The following is a 20,223-nucleotide window of genomic DNA, read 5'->3' on the forward strand; positions in this document are numbered from 1 at the left end:
GGTCGACAGATTCTTGTGTCTGTCAACGTTCAAACGGAAGGACGATCGAAAATGGCTAAAGCTGCAAAGAAAGCCGCCAAGAAGGCCCCTGCCAAAAAGGCAGCGAAGAAGAAGAAGTAATGACTTTCTGCCGCGATCGCAGGAGCGGCCGTTTCGACCTTTTGGTTATAGCGGCAGGCGCGATCGCAGTTCTTCTTATGACCTCGGCTGCTCCAGCAGCCACGATTGCCAACCGAGGTGACAGAGAGGTCAAGCTCACCATCACCGAGGACACGTCGATCAAGGACGAAGTTCTCCCAGTAGGTAAGGTGGTCGGCGGGGTCTGTCAGAAGAGCTGTATCATCCGCCTCAACGACAATGCGAATGACGAGTACGAACTCGATGGTTCGGAAAGCGTTTCTGTCGAAGGGGGTCTTCTCTACTACGATTCACCCGCAAATGGGGGCGCGCCGCCGGTTGGCAGCGCCTCGGACGAGCGGCAAGGAAAATGACGTAGAGATAAGGTTGCGGCAACGGTAATCGGGCGCTTGTATCCCCCTCGGATGCAGGCGCCTTTTTAGTTTGCCGGACGTTCAGCCGACGTTTGTGCCGGTCCCGGGCTGGGGTGAGATGACAGGCAGATCGATGACCTTCGTCGGTCCGAAGATTTTCTGAAAACTGGTTCGAAGCGCGACGTCCACATCGTACATGGAGACCGGAAGGCCCAAGTCAGCGAGGCTCGTCACGCCGTGATCGCGGATGCCGCACGGGACGATGCCGCCGAACTGCGAGAGGTCGGGGTCGACGTTGAGGGCGACGCCATGGCTCGACACCCAACGGCTGACGCGAAGACCCATGGCGGCGATCTTGTCCTCGACCTGTTCCCCTTTCGACGATCGGCGAACCCAGATCCCGACTCGATCGCGCCGAATTTCGCCGGTGACGTTGAATTCCGCGAGGGCGTTGATCAGCCACAATTCCAGGCGGGCGATGAAATCGCGAATGTCGCGACCGCGCGTTTCGAGGTCGAGCATGACGTAAGCCACGCGCTGGCCCGGTCCGTGATACGTGAACTGGCCACCTCGGGCGGTGCGGAACACCGGCAAAGCATTCGGGTTCAGCAGGTCTTCATCTTTAGCGCTGGTGCCGGCGGTGTAGAGCGGGGGATGCTCAAGAAGCCAAACAAGCTCCCTAGCTGTTCCATCGCGGATTTCGCTCGTGCGTCGGCGCATGACCTCCAGAGCAGAATCGTAATCGACGTAGCCTTCGGTGATGGCCCACTCGACTGGGGCAGGCGTGCCGGCATTCGGAAGTTTCGATGTGAGCGTCTTCACTGTTGACCGCCTGTGACCGTCAAGTCGTGCGTGCCGCGCTAGGCTTTCAAGTAGGTCCAGCAACCTTGCGGCATTCTGTTCGCCATGCCGCATATATAATAATGAGTCTCGACATTTGCGCCTTCAGTGCTTTTCAGGCCAATCTGCCGCTTGCGTTCCGGCAGGGGCTCTGATACGTCGGCGTCTTCGCGGATTTGGGCAGCGCCAATGCCTTTCGCGATTTCCCAGATTTCAGGTCTGGACTGCGGTTGTGGCGGAATTGGTAGACGCACTACCTTGAGGTGGTAGCGCTGGAAACGGCGTGGAGGTTCGAGTCCTCTCAACCGCACCATTTTTATTTGCGCGATGCTGCCCGCCAACCCATCGCGCGGGTTCCGGTTCGAGGAAGTCCTCGAACCTACACCATTTTTGTTTGCGTGAAGCGGGCACGTCACCCCGGTGCGGCAATTTCCGGTTCGAGTTTGATCGCTCTGAAGCTGCGCCAATGAAGTTCAACTATTTCCGCTTCTGAGCGGCCTTGAGCTTGAGCGCTGGTCAGGGCGAGTTTCGCTCCTTGGCGATTTGAAACTCTGCGTCGTATTTCTCGATCGTCCACCATCGAGATGAGGACGAAGCGCTATTGCTGTCCTCTACGCCGGAGCAACGGCCCCGGCGCATTCGTCATTCTTGTGGAGAAAAGACGCGAGGCGTCGCAGTGCCTACCAACGGCAAATGCGACGACCATTCCGCCACCAGCAGTGGCGGGGACCGCGCCATCCGCCGACCCAACGGCAGTGTCTGCGTCCGTTGCGCCACCAGCACCGATAACGCGCATTCTCAACGATGCTCGATTTTGAGGGCTTGATAATCTGAACGCTGGAAACGAGCGCGCCAGCGTTTGCCCGTGGCGTCGCAATGCCGATGAGCCCGGTCATCGCAATGCACAATGAAATTGCAAAAAGCCATTTCCTTTGCATTAGCCATCTCCCTTTTTCGTCGATTTGTTCAATTTTGACTTCGTTGAGTAGTATGTATGCTGAAATTCTTCGTGGCGATTTAATTCGCGCATTTGCTTTTCGACTATATCGATTTCGCTGAGGGACGAACATTTAGATCCCCGGGGTCATTGCCATGGATGCAGCACGACGCAGCTTGCTCGGCATGATGATCTGTCTGTCAGCGTGTGCTGTTCTGGTTACCGGGTGTGCGGAACAGGCGAAGGTTGAAGATCAGCAGCCACGCCCCGTTCGAACAGTGACCGTTGAAAAGAGTGAACTGGGTGAACTTGTTACGTTGACCGGCCAGGTTCAGGCCGAAAACGAGGCTGCTCTTTCCTTTCGGATCGGCGGCAGGATTATCGAGAGGTTGGCCGGCGTGGGCGACCATGTCGTGCCTGATCAGGTCCTGGCAAAGCTCGATCCTCAGGACGAACTCAACGCACTTAGATCGGCGAGGGCCGCTCTTTCTGCGGCCGAGGGCCAACTCGTTGAGGCGCGGAACAATTATGATCGTCAGACTCAGCTTTTAACCCGCGGGCATACCACGCGGGTGCTATTCGATCAGGCGCAGCAGAATTTACGCACCGCACAGTCGCGAGAGGACGACGCCCAGGCGCAGTTGGAAATCGCGCAGGATCGCGTCAGTTTCACTCAACTCAAGGCGAATGTCACGGGGACTATTACCTCGCGGTCTGCCGAAGCGGGTGAGGTCGTACAGGCTGGCCAAGCGGTCTTTCAAGTTGCGCGCATCGAGGGTCGGGACGCGGTTTTCGATGTTCCAGCGCAAGTCATTCACTCTGCGCCGCCCGATCCCGAGATTACGGTGGGGTTGACGGACAACCCGTCTGTGAAAGTGAAAGGATGGGTGCGGCAAGTCGATCCGCAGGCCGATCCGGTGACGCGCACGTTTCGGGTCAGAGTCAGTCTCGTTGATCCTCCGGCCACGATGCGCCTCGGTGCAACCGTCACGGGGAGCATGCGCCAGAAGGCTTCTCCCGGTATGACGATACCGGCGAGTGCGCTGACCCGCAGCAATGGCCAGCCTGCGGTCTGGATCGTCGATCCTGCGAAATTTACTGTATCGCTGCGGAATATCGAGGTTCAGCGCTTCGATCCTGCAACAGTGGTCGTATCGAATGGACTGAGTGCGGGTGACATCGTGGTGACGGCGGGTGTTCAGGCGTTGCACCCCGACCAAAAGGTCAGGCTGCTCGGAGCATCTTCGTGAGTGGACTCAACCTGTCCGAATGGGCACTGAAGCATCGCTCCTTCACCGTATTCATCATGATTGCGGTGACGTTCGCGGGCCTTTCGTCGTATCTCCGGTTGGGGCGGGCCGAGGACCCGCCTTTTACTTTCAGGACGATGATCGTACAGGCGTCATGGCCCGGCGCCACGATGGAGGACACGCTACAACAGATTACCGAACGTCTCGAACGCAAGCTTCAAGAGACGCGCGACCTCGATTTTCTTCGTAGCTACACAAAGCCCGGCGTAACGACGATTTTCGTTACGCTGAAAGGCTCGACGAAGCCCGCGGACGTTCCTGACATCTGGTATCAGGTGAGAAAGAACATTGGTGATATTCGCCATACGTTGCCGGCGGGGGTCGTGGGGCCTGGATTCAATGATGATTTCGGCGACACTTTCGGGCTGATCTACGGCTTCACGGCCGATGGGTTCAGTCACCGCGAGTTGCGCGATTACGTCGAAGATATCCGCTCGCGCTTGCTGCAGGTTCCGGATGTCTCGAAAATCGACGTCCTCGGTGCGCAGGACGAGCAGATCTATGTCGAGTTTTCAACGCAGCAACTCGCAGGGCTCGGGATCGACAGGGCGGCTCTGATCGCGGCTCTGCAAGCACAAAATTCGGTCAGTCCGGCGGGCGTTCTTCAAACCGGAAACGAGAAGCTCATTTTACGGGTGTCAGGGTCTTTCCGGTCGGAAAAGGACATTCTGAACGTCAATTTCTACGCCAACGGGCGGCTGATCCGGTTGCGCGACATTGCGGAAGTGCGGCGCGCCTATTCCGATCCGCCGCAGCCGATATTTCGCGTCAACGGCAAGCCTGCGATCGGGCTTGCGATCGCCATGCGCGATGGCGGCGATATTCTGAACCTCGGAACAAACGTCAAAAAAGCGGTCGCAGAGAGCATGGCCGATCTGCCGATCGGGATCGATGCGACGCTTGTTTCCGATCAGCCGATGGTGGTGAAAACGGCCATCAACGAATTCACGGAATCGCTGTGGCAGGCCATCGCCATCATTATGGCGGTCAGCATTATCAGCCTCGGCTTTCGCCCCGGCGCGGTCGTCGCGCTGTCGATACCCCTGACCATGGCGATCGTCTTTCCGATTATGGAATGGCTCAGCATTGATCTGCAACGAATTTCGCTTGGTGCTCTGATCATTGCTTTGGGCCTTCTCGTCGACGATGCGATGACGACGGTCGACGTCATGACTTCCCGTCTGGCTGCCGGGGACAGTAAAGAGCAGTCTGCGACGTTTGCGTACAAGTCGCTGGCATTTCCAATGCTGACGGGCTCGTTCGTCACGGCTGCGGGGTTCGTGCCGATCGGCTTCGCTCAAAGCGCGGCAGGAGAATATACGTTTTCGATCTTCGCGGTCGTGACGATCGCGCTGATCGTATCATGGTTCGTCGCGGTTCTGTTTGCACCATTGCTTGGCGTCTGGCTTTTGAAAAAGCCAGATCCGAATGCGTCCAAAAAGCAAAGCATGGTTCTTCGCATTTTCCACGACGTCCTCATCGGCGCTATGCGCAGACGCTGGCTGACGATCGGGGCGACGCTGGTATGCTTTGTCCTCTCCCTGCTGGCGCTTCCGCTGGTACCCCGTCAGTTCTTTCCGGCATCGGACCGGCCGGAACTTGTCGTCGATCTGGCACTCCCGCAAAACGCGTCGATCTTTGCCAGCGAGCAGGCTGCGACGAAACTGGAGGCGATCCTCAAAGGCGATCCGGACGTTGCGAGCTGGAGCCTCTATATCGGGCGCGGAGCCGTCCGCTTCTATCTGCCGCTCGACGTGCAATTGGCCAACGACTTCTTTTCTCAGGCTGTCGTCATCGCCAAAGATGTGCCGGCGAGGGAGCGTCTCCAGGCCATGCTCGAAAAGAAACTCGCGGAACAATTGCCGAGTGTGGTGGCTCGCGTCTCGCCGCTGGAACTGGGGCCGCCCGTCGGCTGGCCGGTTCAATATCGCGTGACCGGTCCCGACGTCGAAAAGGTTCGCACGGCCGCTTTGCAACTCGGCGAGATCATGGGAGACGACCCGAATGTGCGGCACATCAATTTCGATTGGATGGAGCCTGCGAGAAAGGTGCGCATCCAGATCGATCAGGATCAAGCCCGGCTTCTGGGTCTCAGCTCGCAGACTTTGGCTGAAGTCTTGAATACGGTCACGACCGGCACGCCGATCACCCAGCTGCGAGACGACATATATCTCGTCAACGTCGTCACTCGAGCCATTGATGAGCAACGGGTGTCGCTATCAACATTGCGCGCATTGCAGTTGCCGGTCGCCAACGGGAGAACCGTGCCGCTTGGACAGGTCGCTACTTTTGATTTCGAGCAAGAATATCCCTTGATCTGGCGGCGACAGCGTCTGCCGACGCTCACAGTTCAGGCGGATGTGGCGTCAAGCGCGACACCGGAAGCGGCCGTTGCGGCTTTGGCTCCGGCCGTCAAAAAACTTAGTGATGCCCTTCCGAGGGGATATCGGGTCGATGTGGGCGGCACTGTAGAGGAAAGCGCGAACTCGCAAGCCTCGGTCTTTGCCAAGGTGCCGTTGATGCTGTTCCTGATGCTGTTGTTCTTAATGGCGCAGCTACATAGTTTCAGTCGCCTGATTCTGGTTTTGTGCATTGTCCCGATGGGGCTGATCGGCATCGTCGCCGCGCTTCTCATGTCGGGGCGGCCGCTCGGCTTTGTCGCGATCCTCGGGATCTTGGCGTTGATGGGCATGATCGCTCGCAATGCCGTCATCCTCATCGAGCAAATCGAAACGGAACGTGCGGGCGGGCGCGACACCTGGGACGCGGTCGTGCAGGGGACGGTCTCCCGCTTCCGGCCCATCATGTTGACAGCGATTTCCACGGTTCTCGGTTTCATACCGATTGCGCCGACCGTTTTCTGGGGCCCAATGGCTTTTGCGATCATGGGCGGTTTGTTTGTGGCGACAATGCTCACATTGATCGTTTTGCCGGCGCTCTACGTTGCTTGGTTCGGCATCAAAGAGCCCGAGCGTGAGGCCGCGGTCTAGAAAGATCCGAACGCCGTGCCGAGAACAATCACGGCCACCAACGCAATGAGCGCGCCGACAATCGCTACCATCACGATATCCAGATAGCTTTCCTTATGCGTCGATCCGCAAACGGCGAGCAACGTGACGACTGCGCCGTTGTGGGGCAGGCTGTCGAGTGTGCCGGCGCCGATGACGGCGACACGATGCAGAAGGTCCGGGTTGATGCCTTGCTCATGAGCGATCTTGAGATATGTCATCCCTAAGGCGTCGAGCGCGATGGTGAGGCCGCCCGATGCTGATCCGGTCAGCGAGGCCAGGACGTTGGTCGCTACAGCAAGCGAGACGAGGGGGCCGCCTTCGATCCCGAGCACCCAGTCGCGCACCACCGCGAAAGCAGGCAGCGCCGCAACAACGGCGCCAAAGCCGACCAAACTGGCGACGCTGAGTACGGGCAGCGCTGAGGCATTCGCGCCGGCGTCCATGGTTTCGCGCAGCTTCGGCAAACGTTTCAGATTCAGGGCTATGAGAACCGCGATGGCGACGGTGAGTGCGGTAACGACGGCCCAAATGCCACCTACTGCGGATAACGAGGTCGACCCCCACCCGGGTTCGGCGAGATAGGAGGTGTCGAGGCGCGGCAGCACAAGCGTCGACATCAGAAGATTGACGCCGACGACGATGGCCAACGGCAAGACCGCGATGGTAATCGGCGGCGCATCGGCGCTTTGCGCGCCGTGCTCGACCTCGACGGGATCGAAAGTGCCCGAAGTCGTAGCGCGTTCGCGGATCTTCTCGTCGTTTGCTGCTACCGTGGCCGCCACCGCATTACCTTCATAATCTTCGCCGTTCTTGCGCGCGCGGGCTTCGACCAAAGTGAGCCACCATAAGCCGAAGCCGAGCGTGATCGCCGAGGCGAGGATTCCAAGTCCAGGCGCAGCGAACGGCGTTGTGCCAAAGAACGGCATAGGAATGGCGTTCTGGATGGCGGGCGTTCCGGGCAGCATCGACATGGTGAACGTGGACGTTCCGAGCGCGATCGCGGCGGGCATGAGCCGCTTCGGGATGGCGGCGGCGCGAAAAAGAGCGTGCGCCATCGGCGCGAGCACGAAGAAAGCAACGAACAGGCTGACGCCGCCGTAGGTGACGAGCGCGCCCGCCAGAACGACGGCGAGGATGGCCCGTTTGGCACCCAATCGTTCCGTCATAAAGTCCGCAATTGCGGATACCGAACCGCTATCTTCCATCAATTTTCCGAATAAGGCGCCGAGAAGAAAAATTGGAAAGAACTGCATTACGAACTGTGCTGCGCTGCGCATAAAGGTCTGCGTCCAGTGCGCCAACAGCGGTTCTCCGGAAAGGCCGGCAGCAATGATTGCGGCAGCGGGGGCAAGCAGCAAGATGCTCCAGCCGCGATAGGCGAGGTAGATCAGTAGCCCTAGCGCGATCAGGATGCCAAGCAGCCCCATGTTTCAAATTCCTTCGAGCAGGATGTCGAGGTTGAGCGTCGAGCGACGACCGAGATCGTGCACATGGGCTTCAAGGAAGGTTTGCGCCGCTTTGCGTCCTTCCTCGCGAAGATATTCGAAGAAAGCCCATTCGGCGTTGAGTTTGGAAGAGGCACCCAGCTCAGCCATGATGTCATTGCGGACAACGTGCAGCCGCATGCGCGCCCATCGCTGGCCCTCCCCGTCACCGGGATCGGCAACCTTGCGGAGGAGCGCCATCATCTTCAACTCCTTGAGCGCTGCCGAATTGAATGAAATTTCGTTCAAACGGTTAAGAATGTCGCTGGCCGAGCGGGGCACTCCAGGACGTTCGATAGGGTTGATCGGGACAAGGATCGTGTCCTCGGATTCGCACTCTTGCACCAACGTCGAGAGCGTCGGGTTGCCTGAGTAGCCGCCGTCCCAATAGGCTTCACCATCTATTTCAATCGCTTGAAACAACGTTGGCAGACAGGCAGAGGCGAGTAGAACGTCGGGTGTCACAGCGGCATTCTTGAAAACCTTGCCGCGGCCGGTGCGCACGTTGGTTGCGGTGACGAAAAGATGAATCGGCGCCTCTGCCAGCACATCAAAATCGATGACCTCGGCAAGGATGTCGCGAAGCGGATTGGCGCCGTGCGGATTAACGTCATAAGGTGATACAAGCCGCGACATCAGATCCATGGCGATGTACATGGGCGAGGAATCGAGCGTCCAGCGGCCGAGGAGAACGTCAAGCGGTCCTCGTTGAAATGGGCTGAAGCGCGCTGCCTCGGCCACGCGCCGCCAAAACTGTGCAAGTGCTTCACGTGCGCCGAGCGCGCCGCCTTTATGATGACCATAGACGAGAATGGCGGCGTTCATTGCGCCAGCCGATGTGCCCGACACGCCATCGATCCGGAGCCAGGGCTCTTCCAGTAAGCGATCGAGAACGCCCCAAGTGAATGCGCCATGGGATCCGCCGCCCTGAAGCGCAAGATCTACAAGCACCGGATCACGTTCGAAAACATTGCTGGTCGGCATTGCACCCCACCATGGTCGTAAGTGGTGAACCGGTTTTAATTCGTCCCACAATTCTCGTGCCGAAGCCGAGGCGTTCGGCAGTTAACGTGAATGAGTTGCTAGCTTTCGTTGAAGCTTGTGCGGAAGGCAGCCTCCTGGTCAACGATCATGTCATAGACAGGAATGGATGGAGCGAGATTCTTGAAAGCGATATCGCTTCGCAAGTAAGCAGGAGCGACCTGCCTCAGAATTTCATTCAGTCTACGGATGGTGGGGTGCTTCTTGAGGCCAATTGCATCTCGTCGCATTCGCGGATCGAACACCGCAATTTAATTGATTATTTCGCCAAATTTTGCGTCGCCAAAGGCTTGGCGCCGCTGGAAAAGACGCAGAATTTGTGAAGGGAAGTCTCATCTTCAATCGACGCGTTCGAATTGCTATCGAAAAATCGCCTGCACATTTTGTGCATTCGACATGAACTCTTGCTATAGTCCGCATACGGGTCTGGGACACTTTGGGGGCAAAAACGGCTGTAACCAAGGAGTTCAATGTGATGAAAGTTATTTTGGCAGCGGCTTTTTCCGCTTTCGTCCTCGCTCTCGCCCCTCTTCCTGCATTCTCCGAAGATCAGCAGCCTTCAAACGATCCTACGCGACACAGAATGGGCGATGAAGGAAAACTTCCAGCGACCAACTCCGCAACGACCCGCGTTCCAGAAATGGGCGCAGGAACCGGAGCGAGCAGCGGAACGTCCGGCTCTCACACGATGGGCGATGAAGGCAAACTGCCTGCGACAGGGAATATGAGCACACGTGTGCCCGACCAGGGCGCCGGTACTCAAAATCAGAAATAGAAATGGGTAATCCGCGCGGGTGGGCCAATCGGCCCAATGTGCTCCGGCTAGCTGCGAGGAAAGATCTCGCGGTTTAACTCGGATAAGCCGATGGGTTTTCTGAACCGCGCCATGAGGACTACCTGAGCGGGATCACCGCTCAGGCCTGCTGTTCGCGCCGCCAGCGAAGCGGCGTGTTGCCAGCGATTTTCTTGAAGATCGTCGTGAAATGCGCCTGCGTCTGGAAGCCGACGCTGAGAGCGATTTCGACGAGCGATTCTGATGTTGTGCACAACAGGTGCTGCGCACGTTCGATGCGCTTGTGCAGCACGTAGTCGTGCGGTCGCATGCCGGTTGCGACGCGGAACTGGCTGGCAAAGTACATGCGGCTCATCCCCGCCGCCGAGGCGAGGTCGGCCAGCGTGATCTGCTCCGAGATGTGCGAGTCGACGTACTCAACCACACGCTTCATGCGCCACTTCGGGAGTGCCGACGGCGCCCTACGAGTTGGCTGTTCCTGCTCTGATTTGGCGATAGGCGAGATCGGAAGTTCGAAGAGGCGCGCGACGATCGCCAGGCGCTTTTCATTTTCGGCGTGACGGTCGAGCTTCTCGGGATTGACGCCGGCTTCCACCAATGCCTTGGCCAAGCGATCCAAAATGGCCGGGTCGACGTGGTGATGCTGTGCTGTGTTGCCGTGGAAGTGTGAGGTCAATTGGAGCGACATCGCGTGAGGCCTTCCCATTTTCTAACCGCTTCGGTGGCCGGCGTGACTTGGATCAATGCTGATCCGTGTCTGGCCTAGCGTGATGGGAAGGTACGGAAGCGAGCTGTGGCGCTCCATTCTACGAGCGTTTGGGATCCTACATCGTCAGATTAGTCGGCTCATACTTTCGTATGGATATTGCGGTTGGGAGTTTAGTGCGAACCGCGCTCGCCGCATGCTGGAGCTTCCTCGCGCTTTTGTTGGGGCAAAGGCTTTTAGCGTCGAGGCGGGGTCGTGCATTTTAGGAATCTATTGTGCGGAGAGGGAATATTCTTTGTCGCGACGATGGCAATGTTGGTCGCGTCAGGGTCGCCCTGGGCCCCAATTCTCGTTAACCGCTTAATTAGAGGGTTTGTCAGAAGCATCTCTGCCCCGTTTCCCCCACGGGGCTGTCCCCACCCCCCCGGAAGATGTTCTGACGCCCAAGCGCGCCGGCCTGAACGCAGCCGGCGCGCTTTTCGTTTCGAGGGCGCAGTCCGAAAGGCCGATCCGTTACAAACCAGCGTATAATTTAAAACCGAGCGCAAAAGCGGCAGGTTGAGTTGGCAAATGCGGTTCAATCCGCGTTAATCTTTCGAAAGGACTGCCGAAGTGTCCAAAAATCCCCTGATCAGCATCATCGATGACGATGAGGCGGTTCGCGTGGCAACCGAGAGCCTTGTGCGGTCTCTCGGCTTCGGGGCAACTACGTTCGCTTCAGCGGAAGAATTCTTGAACTCGGCCCGATTGCCGGAAATTTCGTGCGTCATCACCGATGTCAACATGCCGGGCATGACCGGCGTGGAATTACAGTCGCATCTTCAGGCGCAGGGCCATAATGTGCCGATGATCTTTATTACGGCCTTTCCGGAAGAGCGGACACGGCAGCGCGTAAATGCTGCCGGCGCGATCGGCTTTTTAAGCAAGCCATTTGACGGTGGCGCTATGATTCAATGCATCGATAAGGCCCTCGGGCGGGACAGCGAACCCACGCGCCACTGATTGTACGTCACTCCTGATGCTTCATGCTCAATCGGCAGCGGATATCTCTATCCGCTGCCGATTGCATTTTGAGCTCTTAGCCCTGGCTTGTGGTCGGAACGGCGACGAAGCGATCGCCCTGTGCCGTCTTTAACTGCATGAGAACGGCGCGCTTGTTGGCGTTCCTAGCCGCACGCAGGGCTTCCTTGACATCGGCCGGCCCGGAGACCGACTTGCCCCCAACGGACAGGATGACGTCACCCTGCTGGATGCCTTTCTCGGCGGCCTTGCCTTCCGGATCGACATTCATCACGACCGCACCATGCGTACCGGCGCCGTCCACCTGATCGGCCGGAGCCAGCGTCATGCCGAGTTTGAAGTCGCTCTCGGAGCCTTGGTCGTTCTTGGCGGTCTTGCCATCCGGGTACTTGCCGACGTGCAGGTCGACGCTGTGCTTTTCGCCGTTTCGGATGTAGGCGATCTTGATCTGCGAGCCTGGCGATACCGCAGCGATGGTCCGAGCGAGATCGCGGCCATCTTTGATCTCGTGATCGTTGACGGAAACAATCACGTCTTGCGACTTCAATCCGGCGCGAGCCGCTGGGCCGCCATCTTGCGGTTCATCGACGAGGGCGCCTTTGGCTTCCTTCAGGCCCAGACTGTCGGCTATATCGGCCGTGACAGGCTGAATGGAGACGCCGATCCAGCCGCGTGTAACGTGACCGCTCGAGCGAAGTTGCTCGGCAACGTATTTCACCGTGTCGGCGGGAATGTCGAATGCGATGCCGACCGACCCGCCGGACGGCGAAAAGATCGCCGTGTTCACGCCGACGACTTCGCCGTTCTGATTGAACGTCGGGCCGCCAGAGTTGCCCTTGTTGATAGGGGCGTCGATCTGAATGAAATCGTCGTAAGGGCCGGAGCCGATGTCACGTCCGTTTGCCGAGACGATACCCGCCGTGACCGTGCCGCCGAGGCCGAACGGGTTGCCCATCGCGACGACCCAGTCGCCGATTCGCGGAGATTGCGTCGCGAGGCGGACGTAGGGGAAGTCTCCGGAGCTATCGACCTTGAGAAGCGCGAGGTCGGTCTTGGGATCCGTGCCGGCGACCTTGGCTTTGTAGCGCTTGCCGTCCGTGGTCATGATCTCGACGCTCTTGGCGTGATCAACAACGTGGTTGTTGGTGATCAGGTAGCCGTCTGCCGAGATAAAGAAGCCTGAACCCTGTGCCTGCATCAGGTGTGGTTTTCCGCTATCTTGAGACTGCGGTCCGAACTGGAACGGAAGGCCCTGGAAAGGCGTGCCTTCAAAGGGGTTCTGGCCTTGTCCGGGCTGGCCGGAGTCGGCGACCTGATCGACTTCTTCAGCTTTCACGAATACGGAAACAACGGCTGGTTTCACGCGCTCGACCAGATTCGCAAAGCTCGGAACGGCCTGTTGCGGCGCATTTGATGTGCTGACGTCTGCGACCGGCGTCAGCAAAGAATTCGGGGCGGGTTTCTCTGCCGCGAAAACAGCGCCAGCGCCGAGAACGGCAATCATTGCGGCGCAGGCTGCCAATTTCGCTTTGTGGCGCGCAATCACGCGGCCGGCACCCGAATGTTGCGGCGCGTTCATGTTGGTCTCATCCATTCGTAGTCTTCCTGATTTTACGAGGTGCAGTGCGCGGGATCGGCACTGGCCCCGGGCTGGGGTTGACGCGAATGTGCCAAAGCCAAGCTTTCCGGAATCCGTCCAATGGCTTAAAAATCAGAAAGTAAAAGCCCTATTCCATTCGGCGCAATTGTTCCGGCAAAATGCGCTCTATATCGTGCAATCGGACAATTTCAGATCGTTTGAGAAAGAAAGCGACCCTGCAGAGCCGCTAGTTTCAAACCCATACAGGCGTCGTCCGCAGCGGCGGACGCTCAGGAGAGACGGCAATGGCAAATCGAGTTTATTCGTACAACGAAGCAGCCGAGCACGATCCGATCATTCTGGCTGACGTCGACGAAGCGGCGGCGGTTTATCCGGATCACGACATCGTTACGCGCCATTTCGACAGGCCGTTGACGATCGGGGATTTCGTCAGCTCGATCGCAGACGGTGCGGATGGACATGGTGGATTGCCGACCTATCTACGGATCACGCTGCAAGGCGACGCCACTAAAATTCGCCGGCTGATGGCGGATAAGCCGCGCAAGGCTCGCACATCCAAGCGGTCGTCGCACTAATCCGTTTGTGGTCGAAGCGGTGGTTCTAACCGGGCATTTACCGCTTCGAGATTTCCCGCGCTCGAGCATTCGTCAATTTGATCTATTTCATTGGCAAATATGCTGCGATGCCCGATGAAGGGCTGCCAGGAACCCCACAGGTGGAGTGAGCCCCCATGTCTGATCTCGTTGTCATCGTCTATCCGTCCGAGGCAAAGGCCGAGGAAATGCGCACGAAGCTGTTCGATCTTCAAAAAGAGTATCTGATCGAGATCAAGGATGCCGTGATTGCGGTCAAGCACGACGACGGCAAGGTGAAGCTCAATCAGCTCATCAACACGACCGCGGCCGGTGCGCTTTCGGGCGGCTTCTGGGGCACGCTGGTCGGCATGATTTTCCTGATGCCGCTGCTTGGTGCTGCTGTGGGCGCGGCGTCTGGCGCGCTCGGCGGCGCACTTTCGGATTACGGCATCAACGATGATTTCATGAAGGACCTCTCGGAAAGCCTGCAGCCTGGAAGCGCTGCGCTGTTCGTCGAGATCAAGAAGATGACGGAAGACAAGGTGTTCGAAGCGATCAAGGGCACTGGCGGCGTCGTACTCAAGACGTCTCTAGATAATACAAAGGAACAGGCCCTGCGCGATGCGATCGCAACGCACGCTCCAGCGATGGCAGCAGCGCAGCCTCCGGCAGCCTGACCAGCCGGCAGTACGCCTGCATTGCTGGCATCCTGGTTAGTAGAAATTCATGATGCGCCGTCCGGGTCTCTTCGGGCGGCGTATTTGTTTGCGCGGAGTAACTGAAGTACCACGAGGAGTCGGCAGACTTCCTAGTTGAAGATGCTCCAGGGCGAGGTGACGTCCTCATCCTTGGGTTTGGCGCCTTTCCTATATTTCGATGCCGGGATTTTAACGGGCCGGCTATCCTCCACCACACCATCGATGAGCGTAGGTTTGGTTGCGACCCTTTTATAACGGGAGGGCGATTTGCGGCGCGGCGCTGCTGCCGACGCGTTTGCATTTCCCGTTCCCGGTGCAGTTGCCATCGGCCACACGATCGAGCGGGCGACCAAGGGGTTGGCCGCTTTTGCTGCGGCTTTGGCGGCCAGCGCCTTCTCGGCCGCGGCGTCATAGGAGGCGATTGTGTCGACCTGACTCTTCGGCACGAGGTGAACGACCTTATACCCGCGGTCGTGCAGTTCTTTCAGCAGGTCAGGAAGCTGTGCCGCCGTCCAGGGATGAATGTCGTGCATCAGGATGATGCCCTTCTTGTGCTTGGCGAGCTGCGAAAGAATGTTCTGTTCGACGACCTTTGGGCTGCGCGTCCGATAGTCTTTGGAGTCGACGTCGATCCAGACCGCGCCGATATTGCGCGATTTCAGATAGGCTTCCGTCTGTTTGGTGGCGTTGAGATAGGGAAAGCGAAAAAGCGGCGCGGCCGGGGTTCCGTTGGCTTTCGAGACGGTCGAGACCGCAGCTTCGATCTCCTGCTTCGCCTTTTCAAACGAGATGGCGCGGATGTTCTTGTGAGACCACGTGTGCGTGCCGACGGTGTTGCCGCCCGCCGCGACTTCCTTCACCATATCGGGGTTGGCAAGCGCCATCTGACCGACCATGAAGAACGTCGCCTTCGTGCATTGATCGGCAAGCGCCTTGAGAATTGGTCCGGTGACAGACTTTAGCGGGCCGTCGTCGAATGTCAGGACGACTTCGCCATCGTTGAGAAATTGCTTAGCGCCGGATTTATCGCCGCCGATGTCACCGCCACCCGCGGTATCGATTTCGACGATACGCGACACGCCAAGCTTGGTGGTGTCGCCTGCGCATGCGTCAGCCTTGACGGCGGCGCCGGGCTCGATTTCGGCCGACAGCGGATCGTGCGTAGCAAATGCCAACAGCGACGCAACAGCCAGGATATAGACGGAAACGTACCGCATCTCTCTCGCTTCGTTCAGGGAGCCGAAGCGGACTATTATGAGGGCGAATATGAATGATCAAGCAACGGCGATTATCCTCCGCCGATCCTCGGCGCGCTGTTACTGAAGTGCCGCTTTTGGCTGTATTTCTTACGTTTTTGTAAAGCCAAATATGAACGAATGCTGACGATCTGACCTTGCGAGCGCGATTTCGGGCTGAGGGGCGATGCGTTGGAGACCGCTGACAACCCCCGTGAATTGCGTCATAGAGCAACCCTTTCAAGATCGGGAGGTGGAACGATCGATGGTCAGTGTCAGGCCGGTGGTTGCGAGCGACGAAGATGCGTGGCTCAAACTCTTTCGGGATTATATCGTTTTCTACAAAGCCAGCGTGCCGGACGAGATCATCGCACTGACGTGGCGCCGACTTCTTAATCAGGAAGACAACATGATGGCGCTGGCTGCCGTCGACGATAGCGGAAACATGCTCGGAATCGCCACGCTGGTCTTCCACCGTTCGACATGGGCATCGAGCTGGTATTGTTATCTTGAAGACCTATTCGTCGCACCGGAGGCGCGCGGACTGGGCGTCGGGCGGGCGCTCATTGAAGCCGTCTACGCGGAAGCGGATCGTCGCGACGCTGGGCGGACCTATTGGGCGACGCAGGATCACAATGCGACGGCACGTAAACTCTACGATCGCATCGGAACGCTCACGGAGTTCGTGCAGTATCGGCGATGAGCTGTCGATCGGCGCGTGTTCGCTCCTGTGCCGCTCTCCAAGCAGGCAGGAAACCGCGCGTCTAGACCAGACTGTTGATGTGATCGAAAAGCTCGACCGCCTGCGGATAGGCTCCGAGGATCTGGGACATTTCGCCGGAGAGTTCGCGCAAGCGGGTCTTTTGCGAGATCGTGGGCGTCCCGGCGCGCATCAGAAGTTCGAGTTCCGACAAGCGTTGCTCCAAATGCTGCGTGCCGGATTGGCGCGCATAGAACCGATGCATTTCGACGATGGCCGGTAGCACGCCGCTATAATCGACAAAGCTTTCGGTCGGTGCCGCACTGGGTGAAGCGGCGCCATTCATCGCTCCCGACAATGTCGGCTGCATGCGTTGCTGCGGATGCTGGCGTGATGGCGGCACGGTGTTTTCGGCCGGGTTTTGGCGCGGCCTGCCGCCTGCCGTCTGAGGACTGCGATCGGACGCGCCGACATTGGCGGGGCGAGTGGATGGGCCGGCATGTTGCGAGGTATGATCGGGCGCGGGAAGAGCTGCGGGCTGCATCGCGCCGCCGAGATTCTCAATGTGCCCACGATCGAAGTTGACGTTGAACGTCATCGACTCGTCGCCGCGATTGATCTTGTCGGTGAGAATCGTGCGGACCTCTTCGAGAATCGTTCGGTCCGGAGCGGAGAAGCGAGATAACACGCCATCCGTCGAAGAGATCAGCAGGTAATGCGTCTTGTCGTCGGGGCGCAGCGCAAGCGCGGCAAAGACGACGGCCAGAAAGCCGAGCAAGACCGTGCCGCCATTAGGAGCCAGCGGCCCCCATGTGAAGTCCGGCCGCATGGAACCCAACGCCATCAGCACAAATAGAAGCGTCAACAGCCAATAGATTGCGGTCGGCCGGTGCGCGACATGCGTGCCCGTGCTGACCGTCGCGATATTGGCGATGGCGATCGTGCGCGTCGGCGTCGATAGCACGCGGCGGTCAATGCGCAGCGAACCGAAAGTTTTGGTCGCAGCTGCGCTCTCTCTGATACGTCCCGAAAATACCATCGAAAACCTGCTCATGGGACTACGTTAATAGTCCGAGCAGAAACATAGTCGATGCGGCAAGGAAACAGAAGCCTTGCACAGATGTCACACACGCGATCAGCCGGCAGGAACATCAAGTTTCCTGGTGAGATCTTCGAATTCTCTACGCAACTCATCGCTTTTGAAGATCTGCTCGAAGCTCGGTGCTTCGAGTTTCTGGATCGCTTCGAAGGATGTCGAGCTTTCGCGAATCAAATTGCGAAGCTGGACGCTGGCTTCGACAGTCTCGTAAGTGTTGTCCGCGATCTTCAGATCGTGAGTCGCTTTGAGACGGGCACCGGCAATCTGTTCGCGCTGTTGCTGAAGATAGCGGCGATACGCCTTTGCTGCTTCGTCGGCGACCTGCTGGCTGTCGCGATTTGATTGCAGCGCACGTGTCTGATCGGGCCGATTGTCGGCCTTAAGCAGTTCGGACGTGCGCTTACGGGCGGCGGCGATGTCGGCGATGATGGCGTCGAGTTTCGGCAGGTATTGCGTATCGATCTTGGCGATGGTCGCATCCTGGGCCTGTACCAGCATCGCAAACAGAGCCGCATGCATCGCAAAGTAGCGGCGCGCAGCTTCCATGTTGTCGCCCGTGGTGCCAATGAGCTTGGCAAGCTGCCCGTCAATCAACTTGGCGGCATTGAACACGGCGACGAGCCGGACGAGATCGCCGGAGAGCACGCTATCGAGAAGCAGATCGACCTGTTCTTGCGACAACTCCACGCCTGCGGCTTTCAACGCGGCTGCGATTTCGGCCTTCACGCTTTTGATTTCGGTGCGGTTCGCCTCGATGCGCTTGTTGTTCTCGGTGATCTGATCCTGGAGCGACGAGACGGTATCGGTCAGGATGCCGGGGAAGTCAGCGTCTTTCGGCGCGAGGAGCTGCTTTTCCTTGATCTTTACGTTCGCGTCTTCAAGCTCGCGAATGTTGTGGCGGAGAAGTTCGACCCGCTTCTGCATTTCAACGACCGGCGCATTCGTTACGATGCCGAGCGCGGCATCGAGCAGGCCGCGGACCTTGGTGCTGCGGTCCTCGCGGGTTTCCTTCCAGAATGGGGGAATAATGTAGTCGTCGCGGCTCGGCAGCTTTTCGGCGCCTGCGCGCGTGTCGGCTGCATCTCGCAAGACGTTGTCGATGGCGGCCATCAGCGATTTGGCCTGCTCGTATTGCGGATCGCCATCGCGCGGGTCGGAGGCTGCGGCCTTGGCAGCTTCTTCGGCGGCGCTGGGCTTCGATGGCTTTTTTGTTGGATCGAGAGCGTCCGTGGCACCCTCGGCGGCGGTTTTGCCTTCGACGGATTTCAGCCAGTCGGCGATCGCGTCGCGTTTGGCCGCTTGTGCGTGAGCGCCGCTGGAAAATCCCAGCAGAACAATAAGTGCAAGATACCCGGCCGATTTCACAACGAAACAGGGCCTCCGCTCAACCGACATAGCGCCTCCGGCGCGACAATGGCGATGAAAAATCCGGCAAATCAATGGTGCTGGGCTGATGTGGTTGATGCAATTTATGCCGACAGGAGGTTATCGCGGGGTTAGCGGGCGGCTGCGGCGCGGATCAGGCGGTAAAAGTCTTCGTCGATGCTGCGGGCGTCATCGAGGACGAGCATCTCGGCGAACGGCGGCGCGCTTTTGTTTAGCGCCTCCGCCGGCTTGCTGCGATTGCCGCCGGCCATTCCGAAATTAGCGTAAAGCCGTAACTTTCTCGGCGAAGGGTGGAGCGCAGCGTAGGGCTGCGGTGCAGACATCGTAACCAGCTGCCCGGAAGTTGCAAACACGGTCGCAGGGACGGCGCGCCCGACTTCGCGGAGAATGTGCTCGGCCAGCGGTCGCAGCCCTTTGGCTTCACGCAGCAGAGACTGAATATCGGTTGGGGACGTCTTGGGCGGCGGCTGAATCGGCGGACGAAGCTTCGGCGCGCGCGGGGGCGGCTCGTCGGTCTGCACGGCGGGAAGATCGCCAGCGTAAATGAGGCGGCCGCCGTTATGATGGATGCGTTCAAGCCAGGACGCCCACGCGAACTGGAAGCCTTGCAGGCGCAGCCAGTCGATGATGTCGTTGCGCTCGGTGTGTCCGCTCTGGACAATTGCGGTCATCCAGCCCGTGAGATCGCGGCCCGTGTCTTCGGCGAGATTGGCGACGAATTCGCGTTCTTTTTCGGCGTAAGCGGAACTCATGGCGATCTGATATCAGATCCAGCGGCGTGAGCGAGCCTTGTAAGCCAGATATTCGTCCCCGAAGACCGCTTCCAGGTGCCGCTCCTCGGGAATGATCTGCAGAATTGTGACAAGAAGGCCAAAAAGCAATGCTGCCGCGACGAACCAGACCGACTTGGTGATTTCCGCTCCATAGAGAAGAAGCATGACTTCGCCAAGGTAAATCGGGTTTCGGAAGCGGATGAACGGTCCTGACGTGACGAGCTTGGTCGACGCTTTGTGCGGCAGGTAGGTCGTCCGGTGCCAGGCAAGCGTCGCAAAGCCCGACACGATCAAAAGCAAGCCGAAGACGCCGAATGCGGCGCCCACCCAATGGCCCGCCCTATCGTCAAGACCGGGCCAGGGAATGGGGGCGAATACCGTCAGCAGCCAAGCGGCCGCAATGGCGAGTGCGAACAGCACCGGCGGCCAAGGAAACCGTGTCGCTGGCGTCGAGGGGAGAGAGTTGTGTGTCTCGTCGATCATTCGGGGAGACTATCGCCAAATAGCGAGGCGGTCAGCTCGGT

Annotated in this window: 19 protein-coding genes and 1 tRNA gene; 10 read left to right on the forward strand and 10 right to left on the reverse strand. The window is 58.6% G+C overall.

The genetic code is table 11. The features are described 5' to 3' along the window. The first annotated feature begins 119 nt into the window (after nucleotides 1–119). Nucleotides 120–491, forward strand: coding sequence for a hypothetical protein (locus tag ACLB1Z_RS07625; protein WP_409562767.1), 372 nt, complete (start codon nucleotides 120–122; stop codon nucleotides 489–491). 81 nt (nucleotides 492–572) lie between these two features. Here the strand turns inward: ACLB1Z_RS07625 and lipB are convergent, their stop codons facing one another. Beyond that, a complete protein-coding gene (gene lipB / locus ACLB1Z_RS07630) occupies nucleotides 573–1,313 on the reverse strand; it encodes a lipoyl(octanoyl) transferase LipB (RefSeq protein ID WP_409562768.1) in 741 nt (246 codons plus the stop codon). 244 nt (nucleotides 1,314–1,557) lie between these two features. Here lipB and ACLB1Z_RS07635 point away from each other — a divergent pair. The 3 genes from ACLB1Z_RS07635 to ACLB1Z_RS07645 all read left to right on the forward strand — a co-directional run bounded on the left by ACLB1Z_RS07635 (nucleotide 1,558) and on the right by ACLB1Z_RS07645 (nucleotide 6,568). After that, nucleotides 1,558–1,644: transfer RNA gene (locus ACLB1Z_RS07635), tRNA-Leu, on the forward strand. A 779-nt stretch (nucleotides 1,645–2,423) separates the two neighbouring features. Beyond that, entirely contained in the window at nucleotides 2,424–3,518 is a 1,095-nt protein-coding gene (locus tag ACLB1Z_RS07640; protein WP_409562769.1) for an efflux RND transporter periplasmic adaptor subunit, read from the forward strand. Then, complete coding sequence (locus ACLB1Z_RS07645) at nucleotides 3,515–6,568, forward strand: efflux RND transporter permease subunit (protein ID WP_409562770.1); 3,054 nt, start codon at nucleotides 3,515–3,517, stop codon at nucleotides 6,566–6,568. Before ACLB1Z_RS07640 ends, ACLB1Z_RS07645 begins: the two co-directional genes overlap by 4 nt. Here the strand turns inward: ACLB1Z_RS07645 and ACLB1Z_RS07650 are convergent. Both ACLB1Z_RS07650 and ACLB1Z_RS07655 read right to left on the reverse strand, forming a co-directional pair. Next, complete coding sequence (locus tag ACLB1Z_RS07650; RefSeq protein WP_409562771.1) at nucleotides 6,565–8,016, reverse strand: GntP family permease; 1,452 nt, start codon at nucleotides 8,014–8,016, stop codon at nucleotides 6,565–6,567. The two genes, ACLB1Z_RS07645 and ACLB1Z_RS07650, sit on opposite strands and share 4 nt — an antisense overlap. A gap of 3 nt (nucleotides 8,017–8,019) precedes the next feature. Then, a complete protein-coding gene (locus tag ACLB1Z_RS07655) occupies nucleotides 8,020–9,057 on the reverse strand; it encodes a patatin-like phospholipase family protein (RefSeq protein WP_409562772.1) in 1,038 nt (345 codons plus the stop codon). A gap of 11 nt (nucleotides 9,058–9,068) precedes the next feature. Here ACLB1Z_RS07655 and ACLB1Z_RS07660 point away from each other — a divergent pair, with 11 nt between their 5' ends. Both ACLB1Z_RS07660 and ACLB1Z_RS07665 read left to right on the forward strand, forming a co-directional pair. Then, entirely contained in the window at nucleotides 9,069–9,437 is a 369-nt protein-coding gene (locus tag ACLB1Z_RS07660) for a hypothetical protein (RefSeq protein WP_409562773.1), read from the forward strand. A gap of 152 nt (nucleotides 9,438–9,589) precedes the next feature. Beyond that, nucleotides 9,590–9,889 (forward strand): hypothetical protein, encoded by a 300-nt coding sequence (locus tag ACLB1Z_RS07665; protein ID WP_409563240.1) that lies wholly within the window; start codon nucleotides 9,590–9,592, stop codon nucleotides 9,887–9,889. Nucleotides 9,890–10,028: 139 nt separating this feature from the next. Here the strand turns inward: ACLB1Z_RS07665 and ACLB1Z_RS07670 are convergent, their stop codons facing one another. Next, complete coding sequence (locus tag ACLB1Z_RS07670; RefSeq protein ID WP_409562774.1) at nucleotides 10,029–10,595, reverse strand: helix-turn-helix domain-containing protein; 567 nt, start codon at nucleotides 10,593–10,595, stop codon at nucleotides 10,029–10,031. Between the two features lie 630 nt (nucleotides 10,596–11,225). Between ACLB1Z_RS07670 and ACLB1Z_RS07675 the strand changes: the two genes are divergently transcribed. Continuing rightward, on the forward strand, nucleotides 11,226–11,615 hold the full coding sequence (locus ACLB1Z_RS07675) for a response regulator transcription factor (RefSeq protein ID WP_409562775.1): 390 nt from the start codon (nucleotides 11,226–11,228) through the stop codon (nucleotides 11,613–11,615). A 76-nt stretch (nucleotides 11,616–11,691) separates the two neighbouring features. Here the strand turns inward: ACLB1Z_RS07675 and ACLB1Z_RS07680 are convergent, their stop codons facing one another. Further along, nucleotides 11,692–13,227: a Do family serine endopeptidase gene (locus ACLB1Z_RS07680; protein WP_409562776.1), complete on the reverse strand. Its 1,536-nt coding sequence runs from the start codon at nucleotides 13,225–13,227 to the stop codon at nucleotides 11,692–11,694. A gap of 290 nt (nucleotides 13,228–13,517) precedes the next feature. On the opposite strand from ACLB1Z_RS07680, the gene ACLB1Z_RS07685 reads away from it, so the two are divergent. Both ACLB1Z_RS07685 and ACLB1Z_RS07690 read left to right on the forward strand, forming a co-directional pair. Further along, nucleotides 13,518–13,808: a hypothetical protein gene (locus tag ACLB1Z_RS07685; RefSeq protein WP_409562777.1), complete on the forward strand. Its 291-nt coding sequence runs from the start codon at nucleotides 13,518–13,520 to the stop codon at nucleotides 13,806–13,808. A gap of 155 nt (nucleotides 13,809–13,963) precedes the next feature. Next, complete coding sequence (locus tag ACLB1Z_RS07690; RefSeq protein WP_409562778.1) at nucleotides 13,964–14,485, forward strand: DUF1269 domain-containing protein; 522 nt, start codon at nucleotides 13,964–13,966, stop codon at nucleotides 14,483–14,485. A gap of 131 nt (nucleotides 14,486–14,616) precedes the next feature. On the opposite strand, the gene ACLB1Z_RS07695 is transcribed toward ACLB1Z_RS07690, so the two are convergent. Continuing rightward, nucleotides 14,617–15,723, reverse strand: coding sequence for a polysaccharide deacetylase family protein (locus ACLB1Z_RS07695; RefSeq protein WP_409562779.1), 1,107 nt, complete (start codon nucleotides 15,721–15,723; stop codon nucleotides 14,617–14,619). Nucleotides 15,724–16,006: 283 nt separating this feature from the next. Here ACLB1Z_RS07695 and ACLB1Z_RS07700 point away from each other — a divergent pair, with 283 nt between their 5' ends. After that, on the forward strand, nucleotides 16,007–16,444 hold the full coding sequence (locus tag ACLB1Z_RS07700) for an N-acetyltransferase family protein (RefSeq protein ID WP_409562780.1): 438 nt from the start codon (nucleotides 16,007–16,009) through the stop codon (nucleotides 16,442–16,444). A 61-nt stretch (nucleotides 16,445–16,505) separates the two neighbouring features. On the opposite strand, the gene ACLB1Z_RS07705 is transcribed toward ACLB1Z_RS07700, so the two are convergent. The 4 genes from ACLB1Z_RS07705 to ACLB1Z_RS07720 form a co-directional block, all read right to left on the reverse strand. After that, nucleotides 16,506–17,495, reverse strand: coding sequence for a DUF6232 family protein (locus ACLB1Z_RS07705; protein ID WP_409562781.1), 990 nt, complete (start codon nucleotides 17,493–17,495; stop codon nucleotides 16,506–16,508). An 81-nt stretch (nucleotides 17,496–17,576) separates the two neighbouring features. Then, the gene (locus ACLB1Z_RS07710) at nucleotides 17,577–18,905 is read right to left on the reverse strand and encodes a hypothetical protein (RefSeq protein ID WP_409562782.1); all 1,329 of its coding nucleotides are present in this window, start codon (nucleotides 18,903–18,905) and stop codon (nucleotides 17,577–17,579) included. 131 nt (nucleotides 18,906–19,036) lie between these two features. Then, on the reverse strand, nucleotides 19,037–19,678 hold the full coding sequence (locus ACLB1Z_RS07715; RefSeq protein WP_409562783.1) for a hypothetical protein: 642 nt from the start codon (nucleotides 19,676–19,678) through the stop codon (nucleotides 19,037–19,039). A 12-nt stretch (nucleotides 19,679–19,690) separates the two neighbouring features. Next, nucleotides 19,691–20,182 carry a methyltransferase family protein gene (locus tag ACLB1Z_RS07720; RefSeq protein WP_409562784.1) on the reverse strand — a complete coding sequence of 164 codons (492 nt, stop codon included), beginning with the start codon at nucleotides 20,180–20,182 and terminating at the stop codon, nucleotides 19,691–19,693. Nucleotides 20,183–20,223 lie beyond the last annotated feature (41 nt).

Origin of the sequence: Hyphomicrobium sp. MC8b, from assembly GCF_905067615.1 — a bacterium.
Taxonomy (GTDB): Bacteria; Pseudomonadota; Alphaproteobacteria; order Rhizobiales; family Hyphomicrobiaceae; genus Hyphomicrobium_B.